Genomic DNA, 14,685 nt, shown 5'->3' with positions numbered 1-14,685 from the left:
GCTCACGCTTTTAGGCGTTGCGCGGGTGGAAGGGGCGTGAAGGCGCGGGACAAGTCTGCGCATGACGATGTTCCGGGGTGGGAGCGCTTCAGCGTTTGCTGCAACGCCCCTTCAGACCGTCCGGCGTTCCACGAAGACCACGCTCTCGAACTCCAGCACCAGATCGCCATGCTGGTTGGTGCCCGTGTTGTGGGCGAAGAGCAGGCCCCATTGCGGGCGGCTCTTGCTGGTCTGCTTGTCCTTCACCTCTGTGGCGTAGGTGATGGTGTCGCCCACATAGACCGGCTTCAGCCAGTGCAGGTCCTTGAAGCCGGGCGAGGGGCCGAGCTTGGCGACCGGCGCTCCCCCGGCGGAGGCTTCCGCCACATCGCGCTTCTGGCGGTCGATGAAGGCGCGCATCCACTGCGCGGCCGTATGCCAGCCGGAGGCGCAGAGCGCACCGAAATGGCTGCGCTTGGCCGCCTCGTCATCGAGATGGAACGGCTGGGGGTCGTATTTCTGGGCGAAATCGATGATCGCCTCGCGGGTGAAGGTGTGGCTGCCCAGCACGAGCCGGCTGCCGATCTCGCAATCCTCGAAGAATTTCATGCCAGTCGCGCCCCCGGATTGCGCCGCGCGAACATGATGACCACGGTCTGGTCCACGGCGACGGTCTTCTTGTCCTTGAGAAGCTCGAACCGGAAGGTCACGAGGCCCATGTCCGGCCGGCTCTTGGAACTGCGGCTTTCCAGCACGGTGCGGCGGAGCGTCAGAACGTCGCCGGGGCGCACCGGCTCCAGCCATTTCGTCTCCTGCACGCCGGGCGAGCCCATGCCGGCGGACCGCAGCAGGAAGCCGTCGCAGATGAGGCGCATGATGATGGCGCAGGAGTGCCAGCCGGAGGCGGCAAGGCCGCCGAGCATCGAGGCGGCGCCGGCCGCCGGATCGAGATGCATGGGCTGGGGATCGAACTCGCGGGCGAAGGATGTGATTTCCTCCGCCGTCACTTCGTGCGAGCCGAACGTCTTCACGTCGCCCTGCACGAAGTCTTCCCAATAGATATCGGGCATTCCTTCCTCCAGCTTTCCCGCGATCTCAGACGCTGCCGGGCAGAAGGTCAAGCCGGGCCGGTGGATATCCGGCCCGGACAGAGCAGATACTCAGTTGGCGAAACGGAAGTGCAGCACGTCGCCGTCCTGCACCACATATTCCTTGCCTTCCAGGCGCAGGCGCCCGGCTTCGCGCGCGCCGCTCTCGCCCTTGTGCTGGATGTAGTCCGCATAAGCGATGGTTTCGGCGCGGATGAAGCCCTTCTCGAAGTCCGAGTGGATCACGCCCGCCGCCGCCGGGGCCTTGGTGCCCTTGGTGATGGTCCAGGCGCGGGCTTCCTTGGGGCCGACGGTGAAATAGGTCGCAAGATCGAGCAGGTCGTAGCCGGCGCGGATCACGCGGTTGAGGCCCGGCTCGTCGAGGTCGATGGCTTCCAGATACTCGCGCTGCTCCTCCTCGGGGAGGATGGCGATCTCGCTCTCGATCTTGGCAGAGACCACCACCGCCTTGGCGCCTTCCGCCTTGGCACGCTCGAACACCTGCGCGGAGAGGGCATTGCCGTCCTTGGCCGAGGCTTCCTCGACGTTGCAGACATAGAGCACGGGCTTGGCGGTCATCATGCCGAGCATATCGAAGAGCTTGCGCTCCTCGGGCTTCACGTCCACGAGGCGGGCCGGCTTGCCGTCGCGCAGCAGCACGAGGGCGCGCTGCATTAGGTCCAGCGTGTCCTTGCCTTCCTTGTCGAGGGTGCGGGCCTTCTTCTCCAGCGCGGCGGCACGCTTCTCGAGGCTTTCGAGATCAGCGAGCATCAGCTCGGTCTCGATGGTCTCGATATCGTCCACGGGAGAGACCTTGCCCTCCACATGGGTCACGTCGCCGTCCTCGAAGCAGCGCACCACATGGGCGATGGCGTCGCACTCGCGGATGTTGGCGAGGAACTGGTTGCCGAGGCCCTCGCCCTTGGAGGCGCCGCGCACGAGGCCGGCGATGTCCACGAAGGTGAGGCGCGTCGGGATGATCTGCCCCGAGCCGGCGATCTCGGCGAGCGCGGTGAGGCGCGGATCGGGCACGGCCACGTCGCCCACATTGGGCTCGATGGTGCAGAAGGGATAGTTGGCGGCCTGGGCCGCGGCGGTCTGGGTGAGGGCGTTGAAGAGGGTGGACTTGCCCACGTTGGGCAGGCCCACGATGCCGCATTTGAAGCCCATGGCTGCGCGATCGTCCTTGAGAAGCTTGAGGTCGTCGGGTGTTGGCGCGATCCATAAAGGCCGCGCGGGCGTTTGTTAAGCGCGGCCGGCGATTTCCTGCCCCGGGCGGCGCCCTATCCGCGCTCCTTCAGCCCGGCGAACACCGTCTCGATGTCGGTAAGGAAGGGGTTCACCACCCGCGTGCGGTCCACCTCGCTGCCGTCCGGCAAGGCCTCGGTGACGAGCAGCCGGCAGTCGGCACAGACGGCGGCCGCCGCCATCAGGCAGTCCCAGGGGGAGAGGCGGTAGCGGTCTTCCAGCCGCCAGGCGGTGGCGAGCAGTTCGCCCATGCCTTCCGAGCGGCAGGCGGGCAGGAGATCGCGCAGGAAGTCGCGCACCGTCTCGCGCGGCGTATAGGGAAAGCGCTCGGCGGCGAGCGCATAGAACTCGCTCACCACCTGCGGCGACACCACGAGCTCGCCGTTCCGGCGGATGGAGCGCAGGCTATGCTTCGTCAAGGCGCGCTTCTGCGCCTCGCTCCTGTCGTGCAGATGGATCAGCACGTTCGTATCCACGAAGCACCGCACGGTCATGGACGTCCTCGCGCATCGGCAGGGCGCCGTCCCGGGCGTCCCATCCGGGGGCCGCGAGCCAGCGGTCGAAGGGGATCAGCGGATCGACATGGCCGCCAAGGGCACGGCTGAGATGGTCGGCGATGAATTTGGACTGGCTCTTGCCCTCGCGCGCCGCGGCAAGGCGCACGCGCGCCAAGAGGTCGTCGGACAGCGTGATGGTCACGTTTTTCATGAAGGAGCCCCAGCCGCGCGGCTTCCGCAAAGGCTGCCACGCGCGGCCATACCTTCCTTCATTGTGCGGTGCGGTCAAGGGGGAGAAAGGTCACGTGCTGCGTCGCGGCGCAGGTCACGAGGCGCGGGCGCCCCCGAGCGGCTTCACATCGGTGAAGCCCTGCGCTTCCAGGAAGAGATGGGCGCGGTTCTGGAAGTCCTCGGCCTTGCCGCCGATGAGGGCGGGGGCGAAATCGGCGCAGGCCGTGTTCACGGCCTCCACCCACTCCCGCTCGGCCTTGCCGAAATCGTTCAGCACGTAGGAATGGACGAGCGACTTGTCGCCGGGATGGCCGATGCCGAGGCGCACACGCCAATAGTCGTTGCCGCACTGGGCCGTGATGGAGCGCAGGCCATTGTGGCCGGCATTGCCGCCGCCCTTCTTCACCCGGATCTTGGCCGGGGGCAGGTCGAGCTCGTCATGGAAGACGAAGATGTTCTCGAGCGGGATCTTGTAGAACTTGGCGGCTTCCGCGACGGCGCGGCCGCTCTCGTTCATGAAGGTTTCCGGCAGCAGGGCCAGCACCTTCTCGCCGGCGATCTCGCCTTCGCTCACCGCGCCCTGAAAGCGCCGGCGCCAGGGAGACAGGCGATGGCGGCGGACGATCGCGTCCACCGCCATGAAGCCGATATTGTGCCGGTTGCCGGCATATTTCGGGCCGGGGTTGCCGAGGCCTGCGAACAGGAACACGGATGACCCTCCGGCCCGAAGCGGCGTCAGGCCTTGGCGGCCGCAGCGGCGGCGGCAGCCGCCTCGTCAGCCTCGGCTTCCTTGAGGCCCGAGGGGGCCACGATGGTCGCCAGCGTGTCGTCGCCGGTCACGGCGGAGGAGACGCCGGCCGGCAGCTTCACCTTGGAGAGGTGCAGGCTGTCGCCGATCTCGAGGCCCGTCAGGTCGGCCACGACGTGATCCGGAATGGCCTCGGCCGGGCACTCGAGCGCCACCGCATGGGCGACGACGTTGAGGGTGCCGCCGCTCTTGAGGCCGGGCGCCTTGTCCTGGTTCTCGAAGTGCACCGGCACTTCGACGGTGACGCTGGCGCCCTGCGAAACGCGCAGGAAGTCCACGTGCAGCGGCAGATCCTTCACCGGGTCGAGCTGGTAGTCGCGCGGGATGACACGGTGCTTCACACCGTCCACGTCGATCTCGAACAGGGTGGTGAGGAAGTGGCCCGCATAGATGATGCGGGTGATTTCCTTGTGACCCAGCGAAATGGTCACAGGCTCCTGCTTCTCACCGTAGATCACGGCGGGCACGCGTCCGGCACGGCGCTCTGCACGAGCGGCCCCCTTGCCGCCTCGCGCGCGCGCCACAGCCTTCAGTTCCTTGATGGCGGTCATGGCACTCGTCCTTGATTGAGACTGGTTCTAAAACAGCCAACGGCCGCTCGCGCGGCCGTCCGGCTTTCCTGTCCGGCACGCCTCCAGGGGGGCGCATGTCTGACGGGAAGGCGGGCTTATAGCCGCGTTGGGCCGGAAAGGCAACAAACAGAAGGACTGAGGGAGATCATGGGGGTGTTCTCGGGGGTATTTTCAGGGCCGCTCCGCGTCCTGGGGCTGGCCGCCGCGCTGGCGGGTGCCGTCGCCGGATCGCGCGCGGAGGCGCAGGAAGGTCCGTCGGCAGGCGAGAAGGTGCGTTTGTGGGACGTGCCGCAGGTGGATCGCCTGCCCGATGACGAGTTCGGCCGCCTCGTGCGCTATGGCCGTTCGGTTCTGGTTGCCACCCCCGCCCATATCGGGCCGGCGGCGCCCGATGCCGCCCAGCGCTATGCGGGCAACAATCTCGCCTGCGCCGACTGCCATCTCGATGCCGGTCTCAAGAAATTCGGCCTGCCTCTCGTGGCGGCCTCGGCCGATTACCCCGCCTACAGCACCCGCAGCGGCGAGGTGGCGAGCCTCGTCGACCGTCTCAACAGCTGCATGACCCGCAGCATGAACGGCCGCCCCATGCCGGCGGACGCCCGCCCCATGCAGGCGCTGGTGGCCTATCTCACCGTGCTTGCCACCAACATCCCGCGCGATGCCAAGATCTCCGGTGGCGGCGCGGGCGCCATGCCGGAGCTGCCAAGGGCGGCGGACCCGGCGCGGGGCATGGCCATCTATGCGCGCGAATGCGCTGAATGCCATCGGCCGGACGGTCTCGGCGTGCGGCACAATCCCGTCGATGCAAGCTTCGGCTATGCGGTGCCCCCGCTCTGGGGACCGGACAGCTTCAATGACGGCGCCGGCCTTGCCCGGCTCGGCAACATGGCGAACTTCGTCCACAACAACATGCCCAACGGCACGAGCTGGGTGATGCCGCAGCTGACGCCGGACGAGGCATGGGACGTGGGCGCCTTCGTGCTGTCCCAGCCGCGCCCGAAGCGGGCCGGGACCGCCAAGGACTTCCCGGATCTGCTGCTGAAGCCCATCGATGCCGCCTATGGCCCCTATGCGGACGGCTTCACCGAGGCGCAGCACAAATACGGGCCCTATGCCCCCATCCGCGCCGCCATCGCCAGGCTCAAGGCGGAGAAAGGTAGCGTGCCCAACCCCAACGATTGAGGCCGGGCTGCCGCCTAAGGGACATCACATGGCCTTGGGGCCGGCCGAGCAGGTCTTGGCCGGTCCGGTTTTCTGCCAGAAATAGTCGCCGCACTTGTCGCAGCCCGACACCGAAAGGCCGAGAGCCGCGATCACGGCCAGACGCATCATCACCCGCATGGAGCCCTCTTCTGCTCGCGTTCGGCGGGGACGCTAGCCAAGCTCACCGGCGGATGAAAGCCCCTTATCCCCTGCAACCTAAAGGAAGGTCATGGGGTCCACGTCGATGCTGACCTTGGTGTTGCCGGTGGGCCGCGGCGCCACCGACCGCCAGCCGCGCAGATAAGCGGAGAGGTCGAAGGCGCGGGGCGCGCGCACCAGAAGGCGCCAGCGGTGGCGGCCACGCAGCACGGCAAGCGGGGCTTCCGCCGGGCCGAGCACCCGCACCCCCTCCACGCGCGGCGCGCTGGCGGCGAGCCGGCGCGCATGGGCTTCCGCCGCCGGCCCCTCATTGGCGGACACGATGAGGCTCGCCATCCGGCCGAAGGGCGGCAGGTGGGCCTCCTCGCGGGCGGCGATCTCGGTTTCATAGAAGGCGGCGCGGTCGCCTTTCACCAGCGCCTGCATCACCGGATGATCGGGCATGTGGGTCTGGATGAAGCCACGCCCTTCCGTTGCCCCGCGCCCGGCGCGCCCGGCCACCTGATGCACAAGCTGGAAAGTGCGCTCGGCGGCGCGCGGGTCGCCATGGCCGAGGCCCACGTCCGCATCCACCACGCCCACCAGAGCAAGGCCGGGGAAATTGTGCCCCTTGGCGACGAGCTGGGTGCCCACCACCACATCCACCTCGCCGTTTGCCACCGCCTCCAGCTCCGCGCGCATGCGCTCGATGCCGCCGATGTCCGAGGAGAGCACGAGGCTGCGCGCCTCGGGAAAGAGGGCCTGCACCTCTTCCTGCAAGCGTTCGACGCCGGGGCCGCAGGGGATCATGGCATCCTTGGCGCCGCAGGCGGGGCAGCATTCCGGCACCGGGGCCTGATAGCCGCAATGGTGGCAGGAGAGGCGGCGGCGGAAGCGGTGCTCCACCAGCCAGGCCGAGCAGGAGGGGCAGCGCATCCGGTGCCCGCAGGAGCGGCACAAGGTGAGCGGGGCATAGCCGCGCCGGTTGAGGAACAGCAGCGCCTGCCCGCCATCCTCCAGCGTCTGGGCGATCTCCGATTGCAGGCGCGGCGCGATCCAGCGCCCGCGTGGCGGCATGTCCTTGCGCAGGTCGATGGGCGACAGCCCCGGCACCTTGGCGCCGCCGAAGCGCAGCGGCAGGGACAGGCGATTGTAGCGCCCGCGCCGGGCATTCACCTCGGTCTCGATGGAGGGCGTTGCCGACGTGAGCACGATGGGCGAGCGGCAGAAGCGGGAACGCACCACCGCCATGTCGCGCGCGTGATAGGTGACGCCGTCCTCCTGCTTGTAGGCGGGATCATGCTCCTCATCGACGATGGTGAGCGCGAGATCCTGGAACGGCAGAAACAGGGCCGAGCGCGCACCGGCCACCACCTGCACGTCGCCATCCGCCACCCCACGCAGGATGCGGCCCCGGCGGCGGGTGGAGACGCCCGAATGCCATTCCGCAGGCGCCACGCCAAAGCGGCGGGTGAAGCGGTCGATGAAGGCCTGGGTGAGGGCGATTTCAGGCAGCAGGATCAGCGCCTGCCGCCCTTCCCGCACCGCTTCCGCCACGGCCTCGAAATAGACCTCCGTCTTGCCCGAGCCGGTGACGCCGTCCAGCAGATGCACGGAGAAGGCTTTCGCCTGCACCGCCGCGATGATGGCGTTGGCGGCTTGCGCCTGCGGTTCGCTCAAGGTGGGGGCGGCATGGTCCGGGTCGGGCGTTTCGGCGGCGGGGGCCGGTGGCAGGACGAGGGTTTCGAGCGCGCCTTCGTCCACGAGCCCGTCCACCACCGAAGGTGAGACGCCGGCCTCGCGGGCGGCATCGGTCTTGGCGCGGACGAAGCCATCGGCCATCACCTCGATGAGGCGCTTGCGGGCGGCGGTGAGGCGCTCGGGCACATGGCCGGTGGCGCGCACGCCCACCCGCTCGCGCGCCGGACTCGGGTTCTCCTCATGGCGCAGGGCCATGCGCAGCACCATGCCGCGCGGCGCCAATGTATAGTCCGCCATCCAGTCGATGAGCTGGAGCAGGTCCGGCGGCAGCGGGCGGTGATCCAGCTTCTTGCGCACCGCCTTCAGCTTGGAGGTGTCCACGGGAGCCGGGGCCTCGGCCCCGCGCGGCCACACGCAGCCGACCACCAGGCGCGAGCCGAGGGGCACGGCCACGAGGTCGCCGGGCGCGAGCTCAAGGCCGTCGGGCACAAGATAGGAATAAGGGACGTCGAGCCCGAGCGGCAGCAGGACATCGACGGTGGCGGCAGTCATGTTCCTCTTTTGGTCCGGCCGCGCGCAAAGGTCAAAGGGGCGCCGCGACGCGGGCCGGGCGCAGGCTCAGGAGACCGCCTTGTCGAGCGCTTCGCTCATCCGCGTCCGCCAGTCCTTGCCGGTTTTCCTGAAGCGCTCGATGGTTTCGGGGGAGAGGCGCAGCGTCACCGCCTGCTTGGGGCTATCGACCTTCGGGCGGCCCCGCCCGCGCTTGATGCTCTCCACCAACTCCGGCAGCGCCTCGGCGAAGGGGCGTGCCAGCGCCAGCTCGGTCTCGGTGCGGGGGCGCTCGTCCTCGGGGTCGGGGCCGATCAACTCACCCGTGGCATCGACCACCCACCAGCCATCTTCATCCTGATGGACGCCACCTGCGGCGATCAGGGTCTGCATCTCTTTGTTATAGGCTTCCCAGCGGCGCAGCATCTCCGCGTCGTCTTCGGCGCTGTCGCCAAGGTCGCGCGTCACGAAGCTCGGCCATTTCCGGTCAGACATGGGCCATGTCCCTTTCCTTCGCGGTGGCGCGGCGCATGGAGATCACCGACAGCGCCTCCGATCCGAGCGGCGCGAACACCACGGCAACCACCACCGGCACGCCGTTGAGATCACCGATCGCCATCATCCGTCCGGCCTTCGCGGGAAAGACGGTTGCGGCCGCAAAGAAGTCCTCGGTCAGCACGGCGAAATCGAAGCCGTGCTTCAGGAGGTTGCTCTGCCGTTTGGGCTCATCCCAGACAATCTGGAGCATAATAAAAGTACACCAATAATGGCGGGGACGGCAATAATTTTAGTGTACCAAAAATGCGAAGGCGTCGCCGCGGATGCGGCGGCCCGAAGCGTCATGCGCTGGCGGAAGGTTGAGCATTCCGAATGCCACCCTTGCTTTGCCGCACGCCTGCGTCTACGTCCTGCCCCATGAAATTCCTCGATCAGGCCAAGGTCTATGTGCGCTCCGGTGATGGCGGGGCGGGGTGCGTCTCGTTCCGGCGCGAGAAGTTCATCGAGTTCGGCGGTCCCGATGGCGGGAACGGCGGGCGCGGGGGCGACGTGTGGATCGAGTGCGTGGACGGCCTCAACACCCTGATCGACTATCGCTACCAGCAGCACTTCAAGGCCAAGAAGGGCGAGCACGGCATGGGCGCGAACCGCGCCGGCGCCAAGGGCTCCGACGTGGTGCTGAGAGTGCCCGCGGGCACGCAGGTGCTGGACGAGGACGAGGAAACCATCCTCGCCGACCTCACCGAGGTCGGCCAGCGCATCCGGCTGCTGAGCGGCGGCAATGGCGGCTTTGGCAATGCCGAGTTCAAGACCTCCACCAATCAGGCACCCCGCCGGGCCAATCCGGGCCTTGAGGGGCAGGAGAAGTGGATCTGGCTGCGGCTGAAGCTGATCGCGGACGCCGGTCTCGTGGGCCTGCCCAATGCCGGCAAGAGCACGTTCCTGGCCGCCACCACGGCGGCGAAGCCGAAGATTGCCGACTATCCCTTCACCACCCTGCATCCCGGCCTCGGCGTGGTGCGGGTGGACGGGCGCGAATTCGTGCTGGCGGACATCCCCGGCCTCATCGAGGGCGCCCATGAGGGCGCGGGTCTCGGCGACCGTTTCCTTGGCCATGTGGAGCGCTGCCGCGTTCTGCTGCATCTGGTGGACGGCACCTGCGAGCACGCGGGCAAGGCCTACAAGACCGTGCGGCAGGAACTGGTGGCCTATGGCGGCGGGCTGGAGGACCGGGTGGAGATCGTGGCCTTGTCCAAGATCGACTCCCTCACGCCCGAACTCCTGAAGCAGCAGAAGGAGCGCCTCCAGCGGGCGGCGAAGAAGAAGCCGCTGCTGCTCTCGTCCCAGTCGGGCAAGGGCGTGCCCGAGGCGCTGCGCGCGCTGCTCGCCGTCATCGACGAGGGGCGCGAGGCCGAGGTGGCCGAGGCGCGCAAGACCGAGTGGCGGCCCATCTGAGCCGCTGAACGCTCCGCTGCCGGACGGACCGTGCCCATCGGGGGACGGTTCCGGCGCGCACGCGGGAGGAGCATGCCATGGGTGAGCGGTTCGAACGGCACAAGCAGCCCTGGACCTATGAGGAAATCCAGAAGCTGCACACCATGGCCAAGAAGGGCATGTCCCTGAAGGCCATCGCGCAGGGGCTGACCCGCAGCGAAGAGTCGGTGAAGATCCGCGCCAAGCTGGACAAGCTCACCATCGAGAAGCTGCGCTGAGCGAAAGGCCGCGCCCCCTGTTCCCGCGGCCTCGCTTGGGTTATCGAAGCCGCCTCAGCCGAACAGACGCGGCATCGGGGCGGTGCCGCTCCGGCGCGCGCCCAAGCGAAGATCCCGATCCGTGAGCAACGCCGCACCCGCCCTTTCCGATTTCCGCCGCATCGTCATCAAGGTGGGCTCGGCCCTCCTCGTGGATCAGGCCAAGGGCAAAGTGCGCCTGCCGTGGCTCACCTCGCTTGCGGAAGACATCGGCACACTGCATGCGCGAGGCGCCGATGTGCTGGTGGTCTCCTCCGGTGCCATCGCGCTCGGGCGCACGGTGCTGCACCTGCCGCGCGGGCCGCTGAAGCTGGAGGACAGCCAGGCCGCCGCCGCCGTGGGCCAGATCGCGCTGGCCCGCACCTGGGCGGAAATCCTCGGCCATGAGGACATCACCGCCGGCCAGGTGCTGCTCACGCTGGGCGATACGGAGGAGCGGCGGCGCTATCTCAACGCCCGCTCGACGCTCGCCAAGCTGCTGGAATATCGCGCCGTGCCGGTCATCAACGAGAATGACACGGTGGCCACCAGCGAGATCCGCTATGGCGACAATGACCGCTTGGCCGCCCGCGTCGCCACCATGGCGAGCGCCGACCTGCTGATCCTCCTGTCCGACATCGACGGCCTCTACACCGCGCCGCCGGCGCAGGATCCGAACGCGACCCACATCCCCGTGGTGCCGCGCATCACCGGCGAGATTGAGAGCATGGCGGGTGCCGCGGGCTCGGAACTCTCGCGCGGCGGCATGCGCACCAAGATCGAGGCGGGCAAGATCGCCACCTCCGCCGGCACCCACATGGTGATCGCCTCCGGCCATCTGAAGAACCCGCTGAAGCGCATCGCGGAAGGCGGGCGCTGCACCTGGTTCCTCGCCGGCGCCACCCCCGCCCGCGCCCGCAAGGCATGGATCGCCGGCACGCTGGAGGCGCGGGGCGTGCTGCATCTGGACGACGGCGCGGTGGCCGCGCTGCGCCGGGGCGCCAGCCTGCTGCCGGCGGGCGTCGTGCGGGTGGAAGGCCAGTTCGAGCGCGGCGATGCGGTGCTGCTGCGCGGGCCGGACGGCAGCGAGATCGGCCGGGGTCTCGTCGCCTATGACCACGACCATGCCGAGCGCATCCGGGGACGCTCGACGGCGGAAATCGAGGCGCTGCTTGGCCTGCCCGGCCGGGCCGAGATGGTCCACCGCGACGACATGGCCCTCGGGGCGGAATGAACCGATAAGAATTCCAATCGCTTTCCGGGCCTGTGAGCGTCGCGCCCCACATGCTAAGGATGCCGTAGCCGGCTGTTCACAGGCCGGGTCGAGGGAACGTTAGAGAGTTTCGCCATGGCCATGCCCCATGCCGCCCGTCTCTCCGTGGCCGCCAGCGCCGGAAGCGCCGCGCCCGTGGACGTGCCGGCCGTCCTGTCGCAGATGGGGCGCGCCGCCCGCGCCGCTGCGCGCACGCTGGCCTTGGCCCCGGCCGAGCAGAAGACGGCGGCCCTGAAGGCCGCCGCCGCGCGCATCCGCGCCGCGACCCCCGAGATTCTCGCCGCCAATGCCGACGACATGGCCCGCGCCAGGGCGGACGGCATGAGCGGCGCCTTCCAGGACCGCCTCGCCCTCACCGAGAGCCGCATCGAGGCCATCGCCGCCGGCGTCGAAATGGTGGCCGGCCTGCCCGATCCCGTGGGCGCCGTCACCGAAAGCTGGACGCGGCCCAACGGTCTTGTGATCGAGCGTGTGCGCACGCCGCTCGGCGTCATCGGCGTCATCTATGAGAGCCGTCCGAACGTGACGGCGGATGCGGCGGCGCTGTGTGTGCGGGCCGGCAATGCGGTGATCCTGCGCGGCGGCTCCGACAGCCTCGGCTCCTCCGGAGCCATCCATAAGGCGTTCGTGGCCGGGCTCGTGGACGCGGGCCTTTCCGCCGACTGCGTGCAGTTCGTGCCCTTTTCGGATCGCACGGCGGTGGGCCTGATGCTGGGCGGCCTCGACGGCAATCTCGACGTGATCGTGCCGCGCGGCGGCAAGGGGCTCGTCGCCCGCGTGCAGAGCGAGGCACGGGTGCCCGTCTTCGCCCATCTCGACGGCATCGTGCATGTCTATGTCCATGCCGCCGCCGATCTCGACATGGCCAAGACCGTGCTCCTGAACGCCAAGATGCGCCGCACCGGCATCTGCGGCGCCGCCGAGACGCTGCTGGTGGACGAGAAGGTCGCCGCGTCCCAGCTCAAGCCGCTGGTGGAAATGCTGCTGGACGCCGGCTGCGAGGTGCGCGGCGATGCGGCGGCGCAGGCGGTGGACCCGCGCGTGAAGCCCGCCGTCGATGCGGACTGGGACACGGAATATGAGGACGCCATCATCTCCGTGAAGCTGGTGCCGGACCTTGCCGCCGCCATTGATCACATCGAGACGCACGGCTCCCACCACACCGATTCGATCATCACCAGGGACGAAGCCGCCGCCGCGCGCTTCCTGCGCGAGGTGGATTCGGCCATCGTCATGCACAATGCCTCCACCCAGTTCGCCGATGGCGGCGAGTTCGGTTTCGGTGCTGAAATCGGCATCGCCACCGGCCGCATGCATGCCCGCGGCCCCGTGGGGGCGGAGCAGCTGACCTCCTTCAAGTATCGGGTGCACGGCAACGGGCAGACGCGCCCGTGAGCTGCGAACCACGGATCGGCACGCCGATGAGACCGGTGAGCGCCCATGACGCCGTCAGCATGCCCATGGCGCCGGCGGGGCTGCGCGTCGGCCTGTTCGGCGGCACCTTCAATCCCGCCCACGCGGCCCACCGGGCGGCGAGCCTCCTGGCGCTGAAGCGCCTCCAGCTTGACCGCATCTGGTGGCTGGTCACGCCCGGCAATCCGCTCAAGGACAACTGGGACCTGCCGTCCGTGCAGGAGCGCGTGACGTTCGCGCGTCATGTGGCCCACCATCCCCTCATCGACGTCACCGGCGTCGAGACTACGCTCGGTACGCGCTACAGCTACGAGACGGTCTCCCGCCTCGTGGAGCGGATGCCGCGGGTGCGCTTCGTCTGGATCATGGGGGCGGACAATCTCGCCCATTTCGCCCGCTGGCAGCGCTGGCGGGGGCTGGCGGGCCTCGTTCCGATGGCGGTTGTGGATCGCCTTGGCGACAGCCTGTGCGCGACCTCCTCGCGCGCCGCGCAGGCGCTTGCGCCCTACCGCGTGCCGGAGGAGAAGGCGGCGGCCCTCGCCGACATGGCGCCGCCCGCATGGACCTTCCTTCACGGACTGAAATCCCCTATATCCTCCACGGAGATAAGGGCCGCGCGGCGGATGCCGGCAGCGGATGCCACGGGGGCGGTGCCCCCTCGCCCTTGAAATTTCCTTGATTCACAGCCATTCTGATGGCGCGGTTCCAAGGCTCGGCACACGTCGGCCCGAGGGGATCGTTTAACTGACCGAGAGGATCCGGACCCCTGTCCACGACGGCTCTCTTGGCCGCAGAGACTATGGCGGCCGCACCGATCTCACAGGCGCAACTCGACGCCGAGGAGATCCTCGCGCTCATCGTGACCCGGCTTGACGAAGACAAGGCCGAGGATCTCGTCACCATCGACCTGCGCGGAAAGACCTCCATCGCCGACTTCATGGTGGTTGCCTCCGGCCGCTCCCAGCGGCACGTGGGCGCCACGGCCGAGCACCTCATCGAGGCGCTCAAGGCGGCGGGCGTGCGTCAGATCCGCGTCGAAGGGCAGCCAGCCTGTGACTGGGTGCTGATCGATGCCGGCGATGTCATCGTCCACATCTTCCAGCCCGAAGTCCGCAGCTTCTACAATATCGAGAAGATGTGGTCCGGAACCGCGCGCGCCTGAGGGCGCGCGTTCGTTTTCGGCCACCAAGGTTTCAGGCCTGAGGTGCGCGTCCTCCTCATCTGTGTCGGCCGGCTGAAAGCCGGGGCCGAGCGGGAACTCGTGACGCGCTATCTCGACCGCGCCAAGGCGGGCGGGCGGGCCCTTGGCCTGTCCGGCTTCGACACCATCGAACTGTCCGAATCCGCCGCGCGCCGTCCCGAAGACAGGATGGCGGAGGAGGGGCAGGCGATCCTTGGCGCGCTGCCGCAGGGCGCCGACGTGATCGCGCTCGATCCGCGAGGCAAGAATCTCACCAGCGAAGCCTTTGCCGAACGCGTCCGCACCGGGCGCGATGGCGGCCGTCCGGCAGCCGCCTTCCTCATTGGGGGCGCAGATGGCCTGAGCGAGGCGGTGCGCGCCCGCTGCGACCTCATGCTGGCCTTCGGCGCCGCCACCTTTCCCCACCAGATCGTCCGCGCCATGCTGGCCGAGCAGGTCTATCGCGCCACCACCATTCTCGCCGGGCACCCCTACCACCGGGCGTGAGGCGAGCGGGGCAGGGGACGGCGGCAGGATATGGTTTACAGATCCTCAACTTCAGGCGCTTAAGTGTGTC

The 14,685-nt window shown here is 68.6% G+C and carries 19 protein-coding genes; 8 read left to right on the top strand and 11 right to left on the bottom strand.

Features of this window, described 5'->3' with window-relative positions:
- Window positions 1-111: 111 nt before the first annotated feature.
- The 7 genes from AZC_RS26225 to AZC_RS21265 form a co-directional block, all read right to left on the bottom strand.
- Window positions 112-588 (bottom strand): MaoC family dehydratase, encoded by a 477-nt coding sequence (locus AZC_RS26225; RefSeq protein ID WP_012172672.1) that lies wholly within the window; start codon window positions 586-588, stop codon window positions 112-114.
- Window positions 585-1,049, bottom strand: coding sequence for a MaoC family dehydratase (locus AZC_RS26220; protein WP_043879690.1), 465 nt, complete (start codon window positions 1,047-1,049; stop codon window positions 585-587). The genes AZC_RS26225 and AZC_RS26220 overlap by 4 nt, the downstream gene beginning before the upstream one ends.
- Window positions 1,050-1,139: 90 nt before the next feature.
- Window positions 1,140-2,237: a redox-regulated ATPase YchF gene (ychF, locus tag AZC_RS21285; protein ID WP_012172670.1), complete on the bottom strand. Its 1,098-nt coding sequence runs from the start codon at window positions 2,235-2,237 to the stop codon at window positions 1,140-1,142.
- A gap of 113 nt (window positions 2,238-2,350) precedes the next feature.
- Window positions 2,351-2,734 carry a PIN domain-containing protein gene (locus AZC_RS21280; RefSeq protein WP_043879689.1) on the bottom strand — a complete coding sequence of 128 codons (384 nt, stop codon included), beginning with the start codon at window positions 2,732-2,734 and terminating at the stop codon, window positions 2,351-2,353.
- Window positions 2,721-3,023, bottom strand: a complete 303-nt coding sequence (locus tag AZC_RS21275) for a ribbon-helix-helix protein, CopG family (RefSeq protein WP_148209894.1) — start codon at window positions 3,021-3,023, stop codon at window positions 2,721-2,723. Before AZC_RS21275 ends, AZC_RS21280 begins: the two co-directional genes overlap by 14 nt.
- 114 nt (window positions 3,024-3,137) lie before the next feature.
- On the bottom strand, window positions 3,138-3,752 hold the full coding sequence (gene pth, locus AZC_RS21270) for an aminoacyl-tRNA hydrolase (protein WP_012172668.1): 615 nt from the start codon (window positions 3,750-3,752) through the stop codon (window positions 3,138-3,140).
- Window positions 3,753-3,778: 26 nt separating this feature from the next.
- The gene (locus tag AZC_RS21265; RefSeq protein ID WP_012172667.1) at window positions 3,779-4,402 is read right to left on the bottom strand and encodes a 50S ribosomal protein L25/general stress protein Ctc; all 624 of its coding nucleotides are present in this window, start codon (window positions 4,400-4,402) and stop codon (window positions 3,779-3,781) included.
- A gap of 168 nt (window positions 4,403-4,570) precedes the next feature.
- Here AZC_RS21265 and AZC_RS21260 point away from each other — a divergent pair, with 168 nt between their 5' ends.
- Entirely contained in the window at window positions 4,571-5,605 is a 1,035-nt protein-coding gene (locus tag AZC_RS21260) for a c-type cytochrome (protein WP_043879688.1), read from the top strand.
- A 24-nt stretch (window positions 5,606-5,629) separates the two neighbouring features.
- Here AZC_RS21260 and AZC_RS26330 read toward each other — a convergent pair whose 3' ends face one another.
- The 4 genes from AZC_RS26330 to AZC_RS21240 form a co-directional block, all read right to left on the bottom strand.
- A complete protein-coding gene (locus AZC_RS26330; protein WP_012172665.1) occupies window positions 5,630-5,764 on the bottom strand; it encodes a hypothetical protein in 135 nt (44 codons plus the stop codon).
- 78 nt (window positions 5,765-5,842) lie between these two features.
- The gene (locus AZC_RS21255) at window positions 5,843-8,017 is read right to left on the bottom strand and encodes a primosomal protein N' (RefSeq protein WP_012172664.1); all 2,175 of its coding nucleotides are present in this window, start codon (window positions 8,015-8,017) and stop codon (window positions 5,843-5,845) included.
- Between the two features lie 66 nt (window positions 8,018-8,083).
- Window positions 8,084-8,509, bottom strand: a complete 426-nt coding sequence (locus tag AZC_RS24560) for a BrnA antitoxin family protein (protein ID WP_052286030.1) — start codon at window positions 8,507-8,509, stop codon at window positions 8,084-8,086.
- On the bottom strand, window positions 8,502-8,762 hold the full coding sequence (locus tag AZC_RS21240; protein WP_012172662.1) for a BrnT family toxin: 261 nt from the start codon (window positions 8,760-8,762) through the stop codon (window positions 8,502-8,504). The genes AZC_RS24560 and AZC_RS21240 overlap by 8 nt, the downstream gene beginning before the upstream one ends.
- Before the next feature lie 167 nt (window positions 8,763-8,929).
- On the opposite strand from AZC_RS21240, the gene obgE reads away from it, so the two are divergent.
- The 7 genes from obgE (at window position 8,930) to rlmH (ending at window position 14,615) form a co-directional block, all read left to right on the top strand.
- The gene (obgE, locus tag AZC_RS21235) at window positions 8,930-9,967 is read left to right on the top strand and encodes a GTPase ObgE (protein ID WP_012172661.1); all 1,038 of its coding nucleotides are present in this window, start codon (window positions 8,930-8,932) and stop codon (window positions 9,965-9,967) included.
- Between the two features lie 77 nt (window positions 9,968-10,044).
- On the top strand, window positions 10,045-10,224 hold the full coding sequence (locus AZC_RS21230) for a hypothetical protein (protein ID WP_012172660.1): 180 nt from the start codon (window positions 10,045-10,047) through the stop codon (window positions 10,222-10,224).
- A gap of 121 nt (window positions 10,225-10,345) precedes the next feature.
- Window positions 10,346-11,476 (top strand): glutamate 5-kinase, encoded by a 1,131-nt coding sequence (gene proB, locus AZC_RS21225; RefSeq protein ID WP_173362983.1) that lies wholly within the window; start codon window positions 10,346-10,348, stop codon window positions 11,474-11,476.
- A gap of 120 nt (window positions 11,477-11,596) precedes the next feature.
- Complete coding sequence (locus tag AZC_RS21220) at window positions 11,597-12,910, top strand: glutamate-5-semialdehyde dehydrogenase (RefSeq protein ID WP_043880593.1); 1,314 nt, start codon at window positions 11,597-11,599, stop codon at window positions 12,908-12,910.
- A 26-nt stretch (window positions 12,911-12,936) separates the two neighbouring features.
- Window positions 12,937-13,596 (top strand): nicotinate-nucleotide adenylyltransferase, encoded by a 660-nt coding sequence (locus tag AZC_RS21215; protein WP_043879687.1) that lies wholly within the window; start codon window positions 12,937-12,939, stop codon window positions 13,594-13,596.
- Between the two features lie 131 nt (window positions 13,597-13,727).
- Complete coding sequence (gene rsfS / locus AZC_RS21210; protein WP_043879686.1) at window positions 13,728-14,090, top strand: ribosome silencing factor; 363 nt, start codon at window positions 13,728-13,730, stop codon at window positions 14,088-14,090.
- 42 nt (window positions 14,091-14,132) lie between these two features.
- Window positions 14,133-14,615 (top strand): 23S rRNA (pseudouridine(1915)-N(3))-methyltransferase RlmH, encoded by a 483-nt coding sequence (rlmH, locus tag AZC_RS21205; RefSeq protein WP_012172655.1) that lies wholly within the window; start codon window positions 14,133-14,135, stop codon window positions 14,613-14,615.
- Window positions 14,616-14,685: the final 70 nt, after the last annotated feature.

The organism is Azorhizobium caulinodans ORS 571 (genome assembly GCF_000010525.1).
GTDB lineage: Bacteria > Pseudomonadota > Alphaproteobacteria > Rhizobiales > Xanthobacteraceae > Azorhizobium > Azorhizobium caulinodans.
The sequence above is the reverse complement of the archived record's forward strand: the minus strand, read 5'-3'. Positions and strand labels throughout refer to the sequence as shown.

Bases quoted from the DNA above. Each gene is read 5' to 3' on its own strand.
- AZC_RS26225 (WP_012172672.1), bottom strand. From the start codon at position 588: ATGAAATTCTTCGAGGATTGCGAGATCGGCAGCCGGCTCGTGCTGGGC.
- AZC_RS26220 (WP_043879690.1), bottom strand. From the start codon at position 1,049: ATGCCCGATATCTATTGGGAAGACTTCGTGCAGGGCGACGTGAAGACG.
- ychF (WP_012172670.1), bottom strand. From the start codon at position 2,237: ATGGGCTTCAAATGCGGCATCGTGGGCCTGCCCAACGTGGGCAAGTCC.
- AZC_RS21275 (WP_148209894.1), bottom strand. From the start codon at position 3,023: ATGAAAAACGTGACCATCACGCTGTCCGACGACCTCTTGGCGCGCGTG.
- AZC_RS21265 (WP_012172667.1), bottom strand. From the start codon at position 4,402: ATGACCGCCATCAAGGAACTGAAGGCTGTGGCGCGCGCGCGAGGCGGC.
- AZC_RS21260 (WP_043879688.1), top strand. From the start codon at position 4,571: ATGGGGGTGTTCTCGGGGGTATTTTCAGGGCCGCTCCGCGTCCTGGGG.
- AZC_RS26330 (WP_012172665.1), bottom strand. From the start codon at position 5,764: ATGCGGGTGATGATGCGTCTGGCCGTGATCGCGGCTCTCGGCCTTTCG.
- AZC_RS21255 (WP_012172664.1), bottom strand. From the start codon at position 8,017: ATGACTGCCGCCACCGTCGATGTCCTGCTGCCGCTCGGGCTCGACGTC.
- AZC_RS24560 (WP_052286030.1), bottom strand. From the start codon at position 8,509: ATGTCTGACCGGAAATGGCCGAGCTTCGTGACGCGCGACCTTGGCGAC.
- AZC_RS21240 (WP_012172662.1), bottom strand. From the start codon at position 8,762: ATGCTCCAGATTGTCTGGGATGAGCCCAAACGGCAGAGCAACCTCCTG.
- obgE (WP_012172661.1), top strand. From the start codon at position 8,930: ATGAAATTCCTCGATCAGGCCAAGGTCTATGTGCGCTCCGGTGATGGC.
- AZC_RS21230 (WP_012172660.1), top strand. From the start codon at position 10,045: ATGGGTGAGCGGTTCGAACGGCACAAGCAGCCCTGGACCTATGAGGAA.
- AZC_RS21220 (WP_043880593.1), top strand. From the start codon at position 11,597: ATGCCCCATGCCGCCCGTCTCTCCGTGGCCGCCAGCGCCGGAAGCGCC.
- AZC_RS21215 (WP_043879687.1), top strand. From the start codon at position 12,937: ATGAGACCGGTGAGCGCCCATGACGCCGTCAGCATGCCCATGGCGCCG.
- rsfS (WP_043879686.1), top strand. From the start codon at position 13,728: ATGGCGGCCGCACCGATCTCACAGGCGCAACTCGACGCCGAGGAGATC.